Origin of the sequence: Methylobacterium sp. 092160098-2 (assembly GCF_028920805.1) — a bacterium.
Lineage (GTDB): Bacteria > Pseudomonadota > Alphaproteobacteria > Rhizobiales > Beijerinckiaceae > Methylobacterium > Methylobacterium fujisawaense.
Map to the genome: position 1 here is coordinate 3,873,581 of NZ_JAQPZJ010000001.1, position 15,082 is coordinate 3,888,662.

Below are 15,082 nucleotides of genomic sequence, written 5' to 3' on the forward strand. Positions count from 1 at the left end.
GGGCCCCGCGACCGCACGCCTGCCTGCCTTATGGGCCGACCTCGCGGATCTCGTGAGCAGCGACGCCCGGCTGTCCGCCTTTGCCATGCGCGCGGCCCGTGTGCTGGTCCCGTTCGGCCTCGCCCTGGTCCTGCTGGTCTATGGGACCGGCCCGGAGCCGCGGCGGAACTGGTACGGCGATCCGCTCGGAAACGATTTCGCTCAGGTCTGGACGGCGGGCCGTTCCGCTCTGGAGGGCCGGGGCGGCGAGCCCTACGATCTGCCGGTGCATCTGGCGAACATGAAGGCCGCCTTCGGGCAGGATTGCCGCTTCGCCTGGCACTACCCGCCGGTGTTCCTCCTGCCGGCGGCCGCCATGGCGCTCATGGAACCGCAGCCGGCCTATCTGCTCTGGATTGCACTCTCGGTCGCCCTGTTCGCGCTGACGATGCGCGTGGCAGCCGGCCGGATGGATGTGGCTTTCGTCGCGCTCGCGCATCCCTTGGTGCTGAGCAACCTCGCCTACGGCCAGAACGCTCTGTTCACGGCGTCGCTTCTGACCCTCGGCGCGGTGCTCGTGGACCGGCGCCCCTGGCTGGCCGGGCTCTGCTTCGGCCTGCTGGCCTACAAGCCGCATTTCGCGGCGCTGGCGCCCGTGCTCCTGCTGGCGACCGGGCGGCGGGATTGTCTGGCGGCCTGCCTCGCCACGGTGCTGGTCCTCTGCCTCGCATCGCTGGCCCTCTTCGGCACAGCGCCCTGGAGCGGCTTCTTCGGCACGCTCGGAGACACGAATCGGATCATTCTGCAGAACGCCGCCGCGGGCCTCGACCTCAATGCCAGCGCGTTCGGGGCCGTGCGCTTGGTCGGCGGCGCGATGGCCACAGCGTGGATCGCGCAGGTGCTCGTCGCCGCACTGGCCCTCGGGGTGGCCTGCCGCGCCTGGTGCCGCCCCACCGACGCGGCGCTGCACGCGGCGGCGCTCGTCGCCGCCGCGCCGATACTGTCGCCGTACCTGCCGGTCTACGATCTGGCGCCCGTCGTCCCGGCCACGCTCCTGCTGGCCCTCGCCGCGCACCGGGCGGGCGGATTGCGACCGCACGAACGCGTCCTGATCTGCTGTGCGCCGCTCTTCGCGGTCACGCGGGAGGTGGCGGGGCTGACCGGCTTTCCCCTCGGATTCGTGCTGAGCGTCGCAACGCTCGCCTGCATCGCCCACCGCATCCGGCCCTGGACGGTCTTCGAAGGTCGGCACCGAACCGGGAGGGGCGGCGTCGACATCCAGGCCCTCACGGGGCCATCGGCCGAGGAATCCGGAAGGGCAGCATGAGCCGCACCAGCGGGTTGCGGAACCGGTCGAGCGACAGGCTCTCGTGCATGGCCCGCACCGGCTCGCCGCCCAGCGTCGAGGCGAGGAGCGAGCGGGCGTAGAACGGCGTATCCTCGTAGGTCGCGAGCACCCGCGACCGCCCGTCATCGCTGCGGGTCTCGCGCGGCATCCGCCAGAACCCGGTCGCCGGCAGCGACGCCGCGGGCGGCGGCCGTATCTCGCGGCGGCTGCCGTCGGCGGAGAACCGGAGCGACAGATTCTGTCCGCCGCCGTCGCGATGGTGGACGTCGTACAGGATCGCGGCGCCGTCCGGCAGGTCCGCCCGGCACCACGTCCACCGGGAGAAGGCAGCCTCCAGCGGTTCGTCGCCGTCATTCGTGTCGAAGTAGCCTCCGCCGCTCCAGCGCAGATCCGGCTGGTCGAAATCCACCTCGACCCGGGAGGACGGCGCCATCGGCCACCAGCGGTGGCGGCCCGCCCTGTCGAGATGGAACGGACCCGCCGTGAAACCGCGCGGCTCGAGACGGACGGTGCCGCGGAGTCGATGGGGCAGCGGCGCCCCGCGCTCGTCGATGCGAACGGTCAGCGCCGTGCCATCCCAGTGCATCGCGCTCGGGCCGATGGCGATGTGGTCGGGGCCGCGCGACAGGCTGGCAGCGCGCCGCTCGGTCATCGCGAAGCGGCCGCGATCGCCGTAGAGGACCACGTTCATGGCGCAATGGGCGAAGGGGTCCTTCTCGGCGCTCCACGCGTAGTAGGGCGAGAACACGCTTCCGATGAACGCGATGATCGTGAGGCCGTGACGGCCATCGTCGCTCACCGCATCGACGTACCACCACGCGTAGCCGCCCCGCGCGACCGGGCCATCGAATCGCGGTCCTCCAGGATCGCCGCCGCTGCCAGCCGACCCGATTGCGCGGCCATCGGCACGCCCGGGCCGGGATGGATCGAGCCCCCCGCCAGATAGAGGCCCGGCAGCGCCGTCCGGGCGCCCGCGCGCTTGAAGGTCGTCGCCCATCCCTGCGCCGCCCGCCCGTAGAGCGCTCCGCCCGTCCCGGGAAAGAGGGCGTCGAAATCCCGTGGCGTCGTGGTCACCGCCGACGACGCGAAGGTCAGGGTGAGCCCGCAGGCCTCCAACCGGCGGATCAGGGTCGTCTCGCATCTGTGGGTCTCCGACGGCGTGAGCGGTCGCTCCCGGCCATCCGCCGGTGCGTTGACGAGCATGAGCAGGCGCTCGGGCCCCTGCGGCGCGGTCCCCGCCGCGTCCCGGTCCTGGGCACAAACGTAGACCGTGGGATCGTCGGGCAGGCGACGGTCGCGCAGGATCGTGTCGAACTCGGTCCGGTAATCGCGGGAGAAGAAGACCGTGTGGTGCGCCAGCGGGAAGCCGTAAGGCACCGCCTCCGCGCAGAATGTGACGGCGGACAGCGAGCGCTCGCCGGGCGCGAGCCGCTCGCCGGCGACGGCGGCGTCCGGTCCGAACAGGCCCGCGCCGAGGGCGGCGCAATCGGCATTGCAGACGACGCGGTCGGCCGGAACCGTCGTGCCGTCGGCCAGGCGCACGCCGACGACCCGACCGCCCGCGGTGAGGATCCGCTCGGCCTCCGCAGCGTAGCGGAAGGCCGCGCCCCGCTCCTCGGCGAGATCGGCCACGGCCCGCGCGAGGCCGCTGAGGCCGCCCGAAACGGTCCAGATTCCGGCCTGCTCGACATGGGCGACGAGCATCAGCGTCGCCGGCGCGGTGTAGGGCGAGGCGCCGCAATAGGTGGCGTAGCGTCCGAACAGCTGGAGCAGCCGGGGATCGCGGAAGTAGCTGCCCAGCGCAGACTGGAGCGTGGTGAAGGGCTGGATCCGCCAGAGGTCGCCGAGGCCCGACAGGCCGACCCTTTGCGCGAGGCCGGCGGGGCCGGTCCGGCCCTCGCGGATGAACGGCCCTTCGAGAGTGCGGTAGACCTCCGCCGAGCGGGCGCAGAAGCGCCGATAGCCGTCCGCCTCACGCCGTCCCGCGAAGGCCGCGACGGCGTCGGCGGACGCCTCGATGTCGGCGAACAGGTCGAGGCGCTCGTCCCGGCTCCAGGCATGCCGGGCGAGGAGCCGAGCCGGCGCCAGGGAGATCCGGTCCCCGAGCTCTGCACCGCATTCCGCGAACAGCTCCTCGAAGACCCAGCGCATCGTGAAGACGGTCGGGCCGGCCTCGATGGCGCGGTCTCCGACGGGGATGGCGCGCATCTTTCCGCCGGGCTGCTGCGCCCGCTCGAGGACCGTGGTGTGGAATCCGGCATGAGCGAGCCGCACGGCCGCGGCGAGACCACCGATCCCCGCTCCGATCACGACGACGCGCTCCTGCGCCACGGTCGCTCCACCTTCTCCCCCGGAAACGGGATTGATCTGCCGGCGCCAAAGTGTCAATAAGAAATGACACTTGTTGCTGACAACCGCACACAACACGGGAGGCAACGCGATGGAGTCCGGTCGGCGGATCGAGATGGCGCTGGATCGCGCCGTTGCTCACGCGGAGGCGCCGGGCGCGCCGCCCCTTCTGGCGGAGGCGCTCCGTTACGCGGTGTTCCCGGGCGGGCATCGGATCCGGCCGCGGCTGTGCCTGTCGGTCGCCCGCGCCTGCGGCGATGACGATCCGGCCGGCTCAGAAGCGGCGGCCGCAGCCATCGAGCTTCTGCACTGCGCCTCCCTGGTCCATGACGACCTGCCGTGCTTCGACGATGCGCCGATGCGGCGGCAGAAGCCCTCCGTCCATGTCGCTTTCGGCGAGCCCATCGCCGTCCTGACCGGCGACGCCCTGATCGTCCTTGCCTTCGAGACACTGGCCCGGTCCGCCGGCTCCCATCCCGCGCGCCTGGGACGGCTCGTGGGCCTCCTCGGTCGCGCCGCCGGGTCGCCGTCGGGCATCGCCGCAGGGCAAGCCTGGGAATCGGAGGCCCATATCAGCCTCAGCGACTACCAGCAGGCGAAGACCGGGGCCCTGTTCGCCGCCGCCACCGTCGCCGGCGCCGCCGCGGCGGGAGCGGATTCGGAGCCCTGGCGCCGCCTCGGCGAGTGCCTCGGCGAGGCCTATCAGGTCGCCGACGACCTGCGTGACGTCGCCTGCCGCCAGGAGGAGATCGGCAAGCCTGCCGGGCGCGACGCAACTCTGGGGCGGCCCAACGCTGCGGCGCTTCTGGGCACCGGCGGCGCGCTGGATCGGCTGTCGAGACTGACGCGCGAGGCCGTGGCGGCGATTCCGGCCTGCCCGGGCATGGCCGCGCTGACCGCCGAGATCGAGGCGCAGGCGCGGCTGTTCCTGCCCGCGAGCCTGCGGGCGGTGACGGCCTGACCGGCCGATCGCTCTCCGGTATCGGTGCGGCGGCGTCCGTCCCGTCCGCCTGGACGGATCGATGGAACGCCTGGCGCATCCGCCTGGTCGCGAGCCCCCGCTTCCAGCGCTGGGCGGCGGGCTTCCCCCTCACGCGGGGCATCGCCCGCCGGAACACGCGCGCCCTCTTCGATCTCTGCGCGGGCTTCGTCTACGCGCAGGTTCTGACTGCCTGCGTCCGCCTCGACCTGTTCGCGATCCTGGCCGAAGGCCCCCTGACGATCGAAGCCCTCGCTCGCCGGCTCGACCTGCCGCCGGACAACACCCAGCGCCTTCTTCGGGCCGCGGAATCCCTCGGGCTTGTCCGCGCCCTGTCGGGCGAGCGGTTCGGGCTGGCCGATCTCGGTGCCGCTCTCGTCGGCAATCCCGGGATCGCCGCGATGATCGAGCATCACGCGCTGCTCTACGCAGACCTTGCGGATCCGGTGGCTCTGCTTCGCGGCCAGGCCCCGCCGACCGGACTCGCGCGCTACTGGCCCTATGCCTCCGGCCTCTCGGGCGATGCGCAGACGGTGGCCCCCTACAGCGGCCTGATGGGCGCCTCGCAAACGCTGATCGCGGAGGACGTGCTCGATGCCTGCGACCTGTCAGGGGTCCGGCACCTGATGGATGTCGGAGGCGGGGAGGGCGCCTTCCTGCAAGCGGTGGCAGGACGGCACGCGACGCCGCGCCTGACCCTGTTCGATCTCCCCGCCGTGGCCGAGCGCGCCGCCAGCCGCTTGGCGCAGGCCGGCCTCGAAGGCAGAATCGCCTGCCGCGGCGGCGATTTCCACGGAGGCCTGCCGACCGGCGCCGACACGATCTCCCTGGTTCGGATCGTCCACGACCACGACGACGAGCCCGCCCTGGCGCTGCTCCGAGCGGTCCACGCGGCTCTGCCGCCGGGCGGAACGCTTCTGCTCGCGGAACCCATGGCCGGAACGCCGGGCGCGGAACCGGTCGGGGACGCCTATTTCGGCTTCTATCTCCTGGCGATGGGATCCGGGCGCCCGCGCCGTGCGGAGGAGCTCCGCGCGATGCTCGGCACGGCAGGATTCGCCGTGACGCATGAACATCCGACCCGGCGCCCGCTGCTCACCCGAGTTCTGAAAGCCCAAAAAACAGGCCGTCTCAAGTAAGTGTCACTTGACGCTGGCCTGTGTCTATCTAGGATGACACTTAGCGGCTTCGCATCAGAGAGAGTCGCAAGGCAAAGGGTGGACGATTCCAGCCATGGACGCTCTGGCCGTCATTCTGGAAAACCCGGAGCACCTTTCGGTTCAGCGCTTGGCTCTGACGCCGCCCGGCGATGCCGATGCCGTGGTGGCCATTTCCTGGAGCGGGATCAGCACCGGCACCGAGCGCCTGCTCTGGTCGGGCCGCATGCCGCCCTTTCCCGGGATGGGATATCCGCTCGTACCCGGCTACGAATCCGTCGGGACCGTCATTGAGGCCGGCGCCGATACCTCGGTTCGGGTCGGCCAGACCGTCTACGTTCCGGGGGCACGCTGCTTCGGTTCCGTCCGCGGCCTGTTCGGCGGCGCGGCCTCTCATTTGGTGGCGCCGGCCGCCCGGCTCGTGCCGGTGGACGCGTCGCTGGGCGACCGGGCCTGCCTCCTGGCCCTGGCGGCGACGGCCTATCGCGCCCTCGGCGGAATCCGGCCCGGGGCGACCCCGCTCATCGTCGGGCACGGCGTCCTCGGACGGCTGCTCGCCCGCCTGACCCTGGCGGCCGGCGCGGAGCCGACGGTCTGGGAGACGGATCCGGCCCGGGCCACGGGAGACCATGGCTACGCGGTCGTGGCGCCCGACGCCGACCCGCGCCGCGACTACGCGACGATCACCGACGTCAGCGGCAACGCCGCCGGCCTCGACGATCTGATCGCCCGGCTGGCGCCCGGCGGCGAGATCGTCCTGGCCGGCTTCTACGAGGCTCCCCTGAGCTTCGCCTTCCCGCCCGCCTTCATGCGCGAGGCGCGCATCCGGATCTCCGCCGAGTTCCGTCCTGAGGACACCGCGGCGGTGACGAAGCTGATCGAAGGCGGACGCCTGTCTCTCGACGGACTGATCACCCACCGTCTTCCCGCGGGTCGAGCCCAGGACGCCTACCGCACCGCATTCGCGGATCCGGCCTGCCTGAAGATGATCCTCGATTGGAGGGACGCCGCGTGAACGTTCAGCTCAACAAGGCCGCCCTGTCCCAAGCCGCGCAGCTCCGCGCCGAGGCCGCGGTCGAACCGGATCCCGTCGCGACGAGCCAGGCCAAGAAAGAGACCCAGATCATCGCGATCTACGGCAAGGGCGGCATCGGCAAGTCGTTCACGCTCGCCAATCTCAGCTACATGATGGCCCAGCAGGGCAAGAAGGTCCTGCTCATCGGTTGCGATCCGAAGAGCGATACCACCTCGCTGCTGTTCGGCGGCAAGGCCTGCCCCACCATCATCGAGACCTCGACCAAGAAGAAGCTGGCCGGCGAGGCGGTCGCCATCGGCGACGTCTGCTTCAAGCGCGACGGCGTCTACGCCATGGAACTCGGCGGCCCGGAGGTCGGGCGCGGCTGCGGCGGTCGCGGCATCATCCACGGCTTCGAGCTCCTCGAGAAGCTCGGCTTCCACGAATGGGGCTTCGACTTCGTCCTGCTCGACTTCCTGGGCGACGTGGTCTGCGGCGGCTTCGGCCTGCCGATCGCCCGGGACATGTGCCAGAAGGTCATCGTCGTCGGCTCGAACGACCTGCAATCGCTCTACGTCGCCAACAACGTCTGCTCGGCGGTGGAGTATTTCCGCAAGCTGGGCGGCAATGTCGGCGTCGGCGGCCTCGTGATCAACAAGGATGACGGCACCGGCGAGGCGCAGGCCTTCGCGGATGCCGCCGGCATCCCGGTCCTCGCCTCGATCCCGGCCGACGACGACATCCGCCGCAAGAGCGCGAATTACGAGATCATCGGCCGGCCAGAGAGCCGCTGGGGCAGCCTGTTCTCGGATCTGGCCGCCAATGTCGCCGACGCCGCGCCGCACCGGCCGACCCCGCTGACACAGGATGGTCTGCTCGGCCTGTTCTCCAGCGACGTCACCGGCCGCGACGTGGTGCTGGTGCCTGCGACCCACGAGGACATGTGCGGCGTCGCCCACGTGTCCAAGCCGTCCCTCGAAGTCGTCTACGACGAGGTCTGAGCGATGGCCGTCTCCCTCGACATCGCCGATCTGCGGGCCCGCCAGGCGGCGCCCACCATCGATCGCGCCGCCACCGAGGGCGACGGGCTCGGCTGCCACGCCGGCAAGGACGCGATGCGGGCGGCCGCCGAGGCCGCCGGCCTGTCGGACACCCTGGCACAACTCCGCAGCGACTATCCGCAGGGTCCGCACGACCAGCCCCAGAGCATGTGCCCCGCCTTCGGCTCGCTCCGGGTCGGGCTGCGCATGCGCCGGACCGCCACGATCCTCTCCGGGTCGGCCTGCTGCGTCTACGGCCTGACCTTCACCTCGCACTTCTACGGGGCCCGGCGCAGCGTCGGCTACGTGCCGTTCAATTCCGAGACCCTGGTCACCGGCAAGCTGTTCGAGGATATCCGCGAGGCGGTCTACGCCACGGCGAAGCCCGAGGATTACGACGCCGTCGTCGTCATCAATCTCTGCGTGCCCACGGCCTCCGGCGTCCCGCTGCGCCTACTGCCGAAGGAGATCGACGGCGTCCGGGTGATCGGCATCGACGTGCCGGGCTTCGGCGTCCCGACCCATGCCGAGGCGAAGGACGTGCTCGCCGGCGCCATGCTGAAGGTCGCCCGCGCGGAAGCCGAGCAGGGACCGGTGGCGGCGCCCCGGGGCGGCCGTTCGGAGCGCCCGAGCGTGGCGCTCCTCGGCGAGGTCTTCCCGGCCGATCCGGTGGTGATCGCGTCGCTCCTGGAGCCGCTCGGACTCGCGGCCGGCCCGGTGGTGCCGACCCGCGAGTGGCGCGAGCTCTACGCCGCCCTCGACTGCGCCGCCGTGGCGGCGATCCACCCCTTCTACACCGCCTCCATCCGCGAATTCGAGGCGGCGGGCCGCCCGATCGTCGGTTCGGCCCCGGTGGGCGTCGACGGAACCGCCGACTGGCTCGACCGGATCGGCGAGGCCTGCGCGGTGCCCCGCGCCACCGTCGAGTCGGCCAAGAACCGGATCCTGCCCGGCATTCGCGGGGCGCTCGCCGCCATGCCGATCAAGGGCCGGATCACCCTCTCGGGCTACGAGGGCTCGGAGCTGCTGGTGGCCCGGCTGCTGGTCGAGAGCGGCGCCGAGGTCCCCTATGTCGGCACCGCCTGCCCGCGCACGCCCTGGTCCGAGTCCGACCGCGCATGGCTGGAAGCGCGGGGCACGCAGGTTCAGTACCGCGCCTCCCTGGAGGACGATCTCTACGCCCTGGATTCGCTCAAGCCCGACCTCGCCATCGGCACGACGCCGGTGGTGCAGCGGGCCAAGGAGCGCGGCACGCCCGCCCTCTACTTCACCAACCTGATCTCGGCCCGCCCGCTGATGGGCGCGGCCGGCGCCGGGTCGCTCGCCACGGTGATCAACGCCGCGCTCGGCAACAAGGCGCGGTTCGATGCCATGCGCGACTTCTTCGAGGGCGTCGGCACCGGCTACGCCGCGGGGGTCTGGCAGGAGGTGCCGCAGCGGCGGCAGGGCCCGAAGATCGAGGGCCCGAAGAAGCCGATCGGGGAGATGGCATAATGCTGATCCTCGATCACGACAGGGCCGGCGGATACTGGGGCGCGGTCTACGTCTTCACGGCGATCAAGGGCCTGCAGGTCGTCATCGACGGCCCCGTGGGCTGCGAGAACCTGCCGGTGACGTCGGTGCTGCACTACACCGATGCGCTGCCGCCCCATGAATTGCCGATCGTGGTCACGGGCCTCGCCGAGGAAGAGCTCGGACGGCACGGCACCGAGGGCGCCATGAAGCGCGCCCACGCGACCCTCGATCCCGGCCAGCCCAGCGTGGTCGTCACCGGCTCCATCGCCGAGATGATCGGCGGCGGCGTCACCCCCGAGGGCACCGGCCTCCAGCGCTTCCTGCCCCGGACCATCGACGAGGACCAGTGGCAGGCCGCCGACCGGGCGATGCGCTGGCTGTGGCAGGAATACGGGGCGAAGAAGTTCGCCAAGAAGGGCATCCCGGCCCGGCCGGAGCGCAAGACCGGCGAGCGGCCGCGGGTCAACCTCATCGGTCCGGCCTACGGCACCTTCAACATGCCCTCCGACCTCGCCGAGATCCGGCGGCTGGTGGAGGGGATCGGCGCCGAGGTGAACCTGACCTTCCCGCTGGGCTCGCACCTCGCGGACGTGCCCAAGCTGGTCAACGCCGACGCCAACATCTGTCTGTACCGGGAATTCGGCCGCCTGCTCTGCGAAGACTTGGAGCGGCCCTACCTGCAGGCGCCGATCGGCATCCTCTCGACGACGAAGTTCCTGCGCTCGCTGGGTGCCATTCTGGGCCTCGACCCGGAGCCGTTCATCGAGCGGGAGCGGCATACGACCATCAAGCCGGTCTGGGATCTCTGGCGGTCGGTGACCCAGGATTTCTTCGGTACCGCGAGCTTCGGCATCGTCGCCACCGAGACCTACGCCCGGGGCGTGCGTCATTTCCTCGAAGACGAGATGGGCCTGCCCTGCCATTTCGCCTTCGGCCGCTCCGCCGGGCTGAAGCCCGACAACGACGCCGTGCGGGCCGCCATCGCGGCCAAGCCGCCCCTGGTTCTCTTCGGGTCGTTCAACGAGCGGATGTACCTCGCGGAGTGCGGCGCCCGGGCGACCTATGTTCCGGCCTCGTTCCCCGGCGCCATCATCCGGCGGCATACCGGGACGCCGTTCATGGGCTACGCGGGCGCCACCTACCTGGTCCAGGAAGTCTGCAACGCCCTGTTCGACACCCTCTTCCACATCCTGCCGCTCGCCCGCGACATGGACAAGGTCGAGGCCACACCGGCCCGCCTCCACCGCGAGCTGCCCTGGGACGAGGCCGCCCGTCAGGCCCTCGACAGCCTCGTGGAGGCCCAGCCGGTCCTGGCGCGGATCTCCGCCGCCAAGCGCCTGCGCGACGCCGCCGAGCGCGCCGCCCGCGACACAGAATCCGCCGCCGTGGCGCCCGCCCATGTGGCGCGGGCCCGGGCCGATCTCGCCGGGGGGATTCCCGCGTGAGCCGCCTTTCCGTTTCACCCAGAGGAGACCTGACGATGAGAACGATGGTCCCGACCGGCCGCCAGCATCAGGAAGCCATTCAGTTCCGGCTGATCCTGACGGCGACCTACCCGTTCTTCCTCGCCGCGGCCGCGCTGAACCGGTTCCGGCCGGCGCGCGAGGCGGCCCGTCCTGGCCTGGCACCGGCGCGGCGCTCGGTCTTCGGCGAGGCCCGCGCCATGGCGGTTCAGGCGATCCCCTTCGCCTTCATGGGCTGACACGCCCCTGAGCGAGACACTTCCGTCCGGTCACGCGGGGGAAGTCGAGCCGCGACCGCTGCAAGGCATCGTGGCTGAACCCGTCGCGCCTCGTCAGAGGCGCGGCCAACACACGGAGGTCTGAACGATGGCGAGTGGACCCGTCACAACAGAAAGACCGAGCAGCCTGTCCGGGCTGACGGAACCGGAAGCCAAGGAGTTCCATGCGATCTTCCTGACGAGCTTCCTCATCTTCACGGCGATTGCCGTGGTCGCTCACATCCTCGTCTGGTTGTGGCGCCCCTGGCTTCCCGGACCGCAGGGCTACGCCTCTCTCGACGGCGTCCGCGATGCGGCCCACGCCCTCGTCACGATGATCGGCTGAGGAGGATCGAATGCACAAGGTTTGGTTGCTTTTCGATCCGCGGCGCACGCTGGTGGCTCTGTTCACCTTCCTCTTCATCCTGGCGCTGCTGATCCACTTCATCCTGCTCTCGACCGACCGGTTCAACTGGCTTGACGGTCCGAGAAACAACAAGGCGGCCGAGAACACCATCACGCTCGCGCTGCCGCAGATGCCGGCCTGACCGCCGGTCCGGACCGCGGCGCGCGAGGGCCGCGGTCACCCCAAACCTTCCCTTTCTCCGGCCTGACTGAGGAGCAGCCGCCATGGCGATGCTGAGCTTCGAGCGCAAATACAGGGTCCGCGGCGGCACCTTGCTCGGCGGCGACCTGTTCGACTTCTGGGTCGGGCCGTTCTTCGTCGGCTTCTTCGGGGTCGTCGGTTTGTTCTTCACGGTGCTGGGCACCGCCCTCGTCATCTACGGCGCGGCGATCGGGCCGACCTGGAACGTCTGGCAGATCAACATCGCGCCGCCGGATATCAGCTACGGCCTGAGGCTCGCCCCGCTGAAGGAGGGCGGTCTCTGGCAAATCATCACGTTCTGCGCGCTCGGGTCCTTCGTGTCCTGGGCGCTGCGCGAGGTCGAGATCTGCCGCAAGCTCGGTATCGGCTACCACGTGCCCGCGGCCTTCGGGATGGCGATCTTCGCGTATTTCACGCTGGTGGTGGTCCGGCCGTTCCTGATGGGCGCCTGGGGATACGGCTTTCCCTACGGTATCCTCAGTCACCTCGATTGGGTTTCCAACACCGGCTATCAGTATCTGCACTTCCACTACAATCCAGCGCACATGCTGGCCGTGACGTTCTTCTTCACCACGACGCTCGCCCTGGCGATGCACGGCGGCCTGATCCTGTCGGCGACCAACCCGAAGAAGGGCGAGGTCGTGAAGACGCCGGAGCACGAGGACACCTTCTTCCGCGACACGATCGGCTACTCGATCGGCACGCTCGGCGTTCACCGCCTCGGCCTGTTCCTGGCCCTCTCGGCGGGGTTCTGGAGTGCGGTCTGCATCGTGATCAGCGGGCCGTTCTGGACGCAGGGTTGGCCGCAATGGTGGGGCTGGTGGCTCAATCTGCCGGTGTGGCGATGACAAGCCGGACGCGATCGGAACGAAGGACATAACGCGGGTCGCCGCCGTCGAGCGCGCGGCACTCCGGGGGAGGGCAGGCCATGGCCTATTACCAGAACATCTTCACGCAGGTTCAGGTGCGCCCGCTGGTACCGGAGCACGGCGTTCCGGTGGCGGTCGATGACCGGATCGGCAAGCCGTTCAACAGCTACCTGTTCGGGCTCATCGGCAACAGCCAAGTCGGTCCGATCTATATCGGCTATATCGCGGCGCTCTCGATCGTCTGCGGCTTGATCGCCTTCGAGATCATCGGGCTCAACATGTGGGCCTCGGTGAATTGGGATCCGGTCCAGTTCGTCCGGCAATTGCCGTGGCTCGCCCTGGAGCCGCCGCTCCCGAAGTACGGGCTGAAGGTCCTTCCACCCCTCAACGAGGGCGGCTGGTGGCTGATCGCCGGCTTCTTCCTGACGGCCTCGATCCTCCTCTGGTGGGTCCACCTCTATCGGCGGGCGCGGGCGCTCGGGCTCGGCACCCACGTGCCGTGGGCCTTCGCGTCGGCGATCTGGCTCTACCTCGTCCTCGGCTTCATCCGGCCGGTGCTGATGGGATCGTGGTCGGAAGCCGTGCCCTTCGGCATCTTCCCCCACCTCGATTGGACCGCGGCCTTCTCGCTGCGCTACGGGAACCTGTTCTACAACCCGTTCCACATGCTCTCGATCACGTTCCTCTACGGATCGACGCTGCTGTTCGCGATGCATGGCGGCACGATCCTGGCCTGCTCGCGCTACGGCGCCGAACGGGAGATCGATCAGATCGTCGACCGCGGCACGGCCACCGAACGCGCAGCCCTGTTCTGGCGCTGGACCATGGGCTTCAACGCCACGATGGAGTCGATCCACCGCTGGGCCTGGTGGTTCGCGGTCCTGACAACGCTCACGGGCGGCATCGGCATCCTGCTCACCGGGACCGTGGTGGACAACTGGTACCTCTGGGCGGTCAAGCACGGCGTCGCGCCCTCCTATCCCCAGGTCTACGGTCCGATCGTGGATCCCGCTCATCTCGCACCCGGCATGAAGCCGTGAGGAGGCCGTCATGAAGACGATTCTGGCGGTCATCGGCGGGGCTCTGGCCCTGTTCCTCACCATCGCGATGTTCGGCGGCGCGGGCTGGACCCATCCGCCGATGGCGAACAAGCAGACCGGCTTTCGCGGAACGGGCATGGACCTGATCCGCACCCGGGCCGGGAACGCGGCGCTGTCGGCGGCCAATGTGGCGCCGGCGCCGGCCGACCCGGCTGAGGCAGGGGGCGACAAGGCTTCGGCGGTCTACCAGAATGTGCAAGTGCTGGGAGATCTCTCGGCCGAGCAGTTCAACCGCTTGATGGTGTCGATCACCGAGTGGGTCGCACCCCAGCAGGGCTGCACGTACTGCCACAGCACCGAGAACATGGCTTCGGACGAGCTCTACCAGAAGCGCGTCGCCCGGCGCATGCTGCAGATGACCCAGTACATTAATTCCACTTGGAAGGAGAAGCACGTCCACGAGGCGGGTGTGACCTGCTACACGTGTCACCGCGGCAATCCGGTGCCGGCGAATATCTGGTTCGACCACCCGGTTCAGGGCGCGGGGCGTTTCATCCCGCGCAACAACAGCCAGAATCTCGCGTCCGCGGAGGTCGGCAACACGTCGCTGCCCTACGACGTCTATCAGGCCTTCTACCAGCACAAGGACACGCCCGAGGATGCGGTGCGGGTCAACGCCACCACGGCGCTGCCCGAGACGAAGGGCAAGCCGATCCAGGACGCGGAGAAGACCTTCGCAATCATGATCAGCATGTCGCAGTCACTGGGCGTGAACTGCACCTTCTGCCACAACACCCGCTCGGTGGCGCAGTGGGATACCAGCACGCCGAACCGCGTCCATGCCTGGTACGGCATCCGCATGGTCCGCGATCTGAACCAGGACTACATGACGCCGCTGACCTCGGTCTTCCCGCGGAATCGCCTCGGCGTTCTGGGCGACGTGCCGAAGATCAACTGCGCCACCTGTCACAACGGCGCCAACAAGCCGCTCAACGGCGCCAACGTGATCGAGCCCTATCCGGAACTGTCGCACCCGACGATTTCGGCGAACCTGCCCACGGGCGAGGCGAAGGACCCGATCCCCGGCACCGAGACGCCGAAGCCGTGATCGGACCGGAGCGGCCGGACCGTCCGGCCGCTCCGCTCAAGCTCCGGGGAACCTCTGTAGGGTAAAGGCGTCGATACCGGCGGCCAAGCTCGGCCTCAGGAGGCGCCCGTGACCATCACCATCTCGAACCTCCAACCGCTCATCGCGATCCTTGCCGGGATCCTGATCCTGGTGATGCCGCGGCTGCTCAACTACATCGTCGCGATCTACCTGATCATCGTCGGCGTGATCGGGCTCGGAATCCTCCATTGAGGGGCAGCGCCCGCACCGCGACGCGGGGGGCCTGACAGACCGTCGAACCCGTCATCCACGCACGCACAGGGCCATCGCGCGTTCATCTTGCGTTGCGCTGCGGG

16 protein-coding genes are annotated in these 15,082 nt (G+C 69.8%); 14 read left to right on the forward strand and 2 right to left on the reverse strand.

The window, feature by feature from the left end; all coding sequences use genetic code 11:
- Positions 1–52 precede the first annotated feature (52 nt).
- A complete protein-coding gene (locus PQI07_RS18185; RefSeq protein WP_274927130.1) occupies positions 53–1,306 on the forward strand; it encodes a glycosyltransferase family 87 protein in 1,254 nt (417 codons plus the stop codon).
- Here the strand turns inward: PQI07_RS18185 and PQI07_RS18190 are convergent.
- Together PQI07_RS18190 and crtD are read right to left on the reverse strand one after the other, a co-directional pair.
- Entirely contained in the window at positions 1,266–2,126 is an 861-nt protein-coding gene (locus tag PQI07_RS18190) for a carotenoid 1,2-hydratase (RefSeq protein ID WP_043379914.1), read from the reverse strand. The two genes, PQI07_RS18185 and PQI07_RS18190, sit on opposite strands and share 41 nt — an antisense overlap.
- Entirely contained in the window at positions 2,123–3,658 is a 1,536-nt protein-coding gene (crtD, locus tag PQI07_RS18195) for a 1-hydroxycarotenoid 3,4-desaturase CrtD (RefSeq protein ID WP_274927131.1), read from the reverse strand. Before crtD ends, PQI07_RS18190 begins: the two co-directional genes overlap by 4 nt.
- Positions 3,659–3,767: 109 nt before the next feature.
- On the opposite strand from crtD, the gene PQI07_RS18200 reads away from it, so the two are divergent.
- The 13 genes from PQI07_RS18200 (at position 3,768) to PQI07_RS18260 (ending at position 14,978) form a co-directional block, all read left to right on the forward strand.
- Complete coding sequence (locus tag PQI07_RS18200) at positions 3,768–4,637, forward strand: polyprenyl synthetase family protein (RefSeq protein WP_043352586.1); 870 nt, start codon at positions 3,768–3,770, stop codon at positions 4,635–4,637.
- On the forward strand, positions 4,634–5,794 hold the full coding sequence (locus PQI07_RS18205) for a methyltransferase (protein WP_446720982.1): 1,161 nt from the start codon (positions 4,634–4,636) through the stop codon (positions 5,792–5,794). The genes PQI07_RS18200 and PQI07_RS18205 overlap by 4 nt, the downstream gene beginning before the upstream one ends.
- Before the next feature lie 94 nt (positions 5,795–5,888).
- On the forward strand, positions 5,889–6,827 hold the full coding sequence (gene bchC, locus PQI07_RS18210; RefSeq protein ID WP_043379907.1) for a chlorophyll synthesis pathway protein BchC: 939 nt from the start codon (positions 5,889–5,891) through the stop codon (positions 6,825–6,827).
- The gene (locus tag PQI07_RS18215) at positions 6,824–7,828 is read left to right on the forward strand and encodes a chlorophyllide a reductase iron protein subunit X (protein WP_274927132.1); all 1,005 of its coding nucleotides are present in this window, start codon (positions 6,824–6,826) and stop codon (positions 7,826–7,828) included. The genes bchC and PQI07_RS18215 overlap by 4 nt, the downstream gene beginning before the upstream one ends.
- Before the next feature lie 3 nt (positions 7,829–7,831).
- Positions 7,832–9,361, forward strand: a complete 1,530-nt coding sequence (gene bchY, locus PQI07_RS18220) for a chlorophyllide a reductase subunit Y (protein ID WP_274927133.1) — start codon at positions 7,832–7,834, stop codon at positions 9,359–9,361.
- Positions 9,361–10,827 (forward strand): chlorophyllide a reductase subunit Z, encoded by a 1,467-nt coding sequence (bchZ, locus tag PQI07_RS18225; RefSeq protein ID WP_182591594.1) that lies wholly within the window; start codon positions 9,361–9,363, stop codon positions 10,825–10,827. The genes bchY and bchZ overlap by 1 nt, the downstream gene beginning before the upstream one ends.
- A 35-nt stretch (positions 10,828–10,862) precedes the next feature.
- Complete coding sequence (locus PQI07_RS18230) at positions 10,863–11,084, forward strand: hypothetical protein (RefSeq protein WP_170861823.1); 222 nt, start codon at positions 10,863–10,865, stop codon at positions 11,082–11,084.
- A 127-nt stretch (positions 11,085–11,211) separates the two neighbouring features.
- Entirely contained in the window at positions 11,212–11,448 is a 237-nt protein-coding gene (gene pufB / locus PQI07_RS18235) for a light-harvesting antenna LH1, beta subunit (RefSeq protein WP_043349888.1), read from the forward strand.
- A gap of 10 nt (positions 11,449–11,458) precedes the next feature.
- Positions 11,459–11,650 (forward strand): light-harvesting antenna LH1, alpha subunit, encoded by a 192-nt coding sequence (gene pufA, locus PQI07_RS18240; protein WP_012319766.1) that lies wholly within the window; start codon positions 11,459–11,461, stop codon positions 11,648–11,650.
- Between the two features lie 82 nt (positions 11,651–11,732).
- On the forward strand, positions 11,733–12,557 hold the full coding sequence (gene pufL, locus PQI07_RS18245; protein WP_043379897.1) for a photosynthetic reaction center subunit L: 825 nt from the start codon (positions 11,733–11,735) through the stop codon (positions 12,555–12,557).
- A gap of 80 nt (positions 12,558–12,637) precedes the next feature.
- Positions 12,638–13,618: a photosynthetic reaction center subunit M gene (gene pufM / locus PQI07_RS18250; protein WP_043379895.1), complete on the forward strand. Its 981-nt coding sequence runs from the start codon at positions 12,638–12,640 to the stop codon at positions 13,616–13,618.
- 10 nt (positions 13,619–13,628) lie between these two features.
- The gene (pufC, locus tag PQI07_RS18255) at positions 13,629–14,726 is read left to right on the forward strand and encodes a photosynthetic reaction center cytochrome PufC (protein ID WP_043379892.1); all 1,098 of its coding nucleotides are present in this window, start codon (positions 13,629–13,631) and stop codon (positions 14,724–14,726) included.
- A 108-nt stretch (positions 14,727–14,834) separates the two neighbouring features.
- Positions 14,835–14,978 carry a DUF3096 domain-containing protein gene (locus PQI07_RS18260; RefSeq protein WP_075380395.1) on the forward strand — a complete coding sequence of 48 codons (144 nt, stop codon included), beginning with the start codon at positions 14,835–14,837 and terminating at the stop codon, positions 14,976–14,978.
- Positions 14,979–15,082 lie beyond the last annotated feature (104 nt).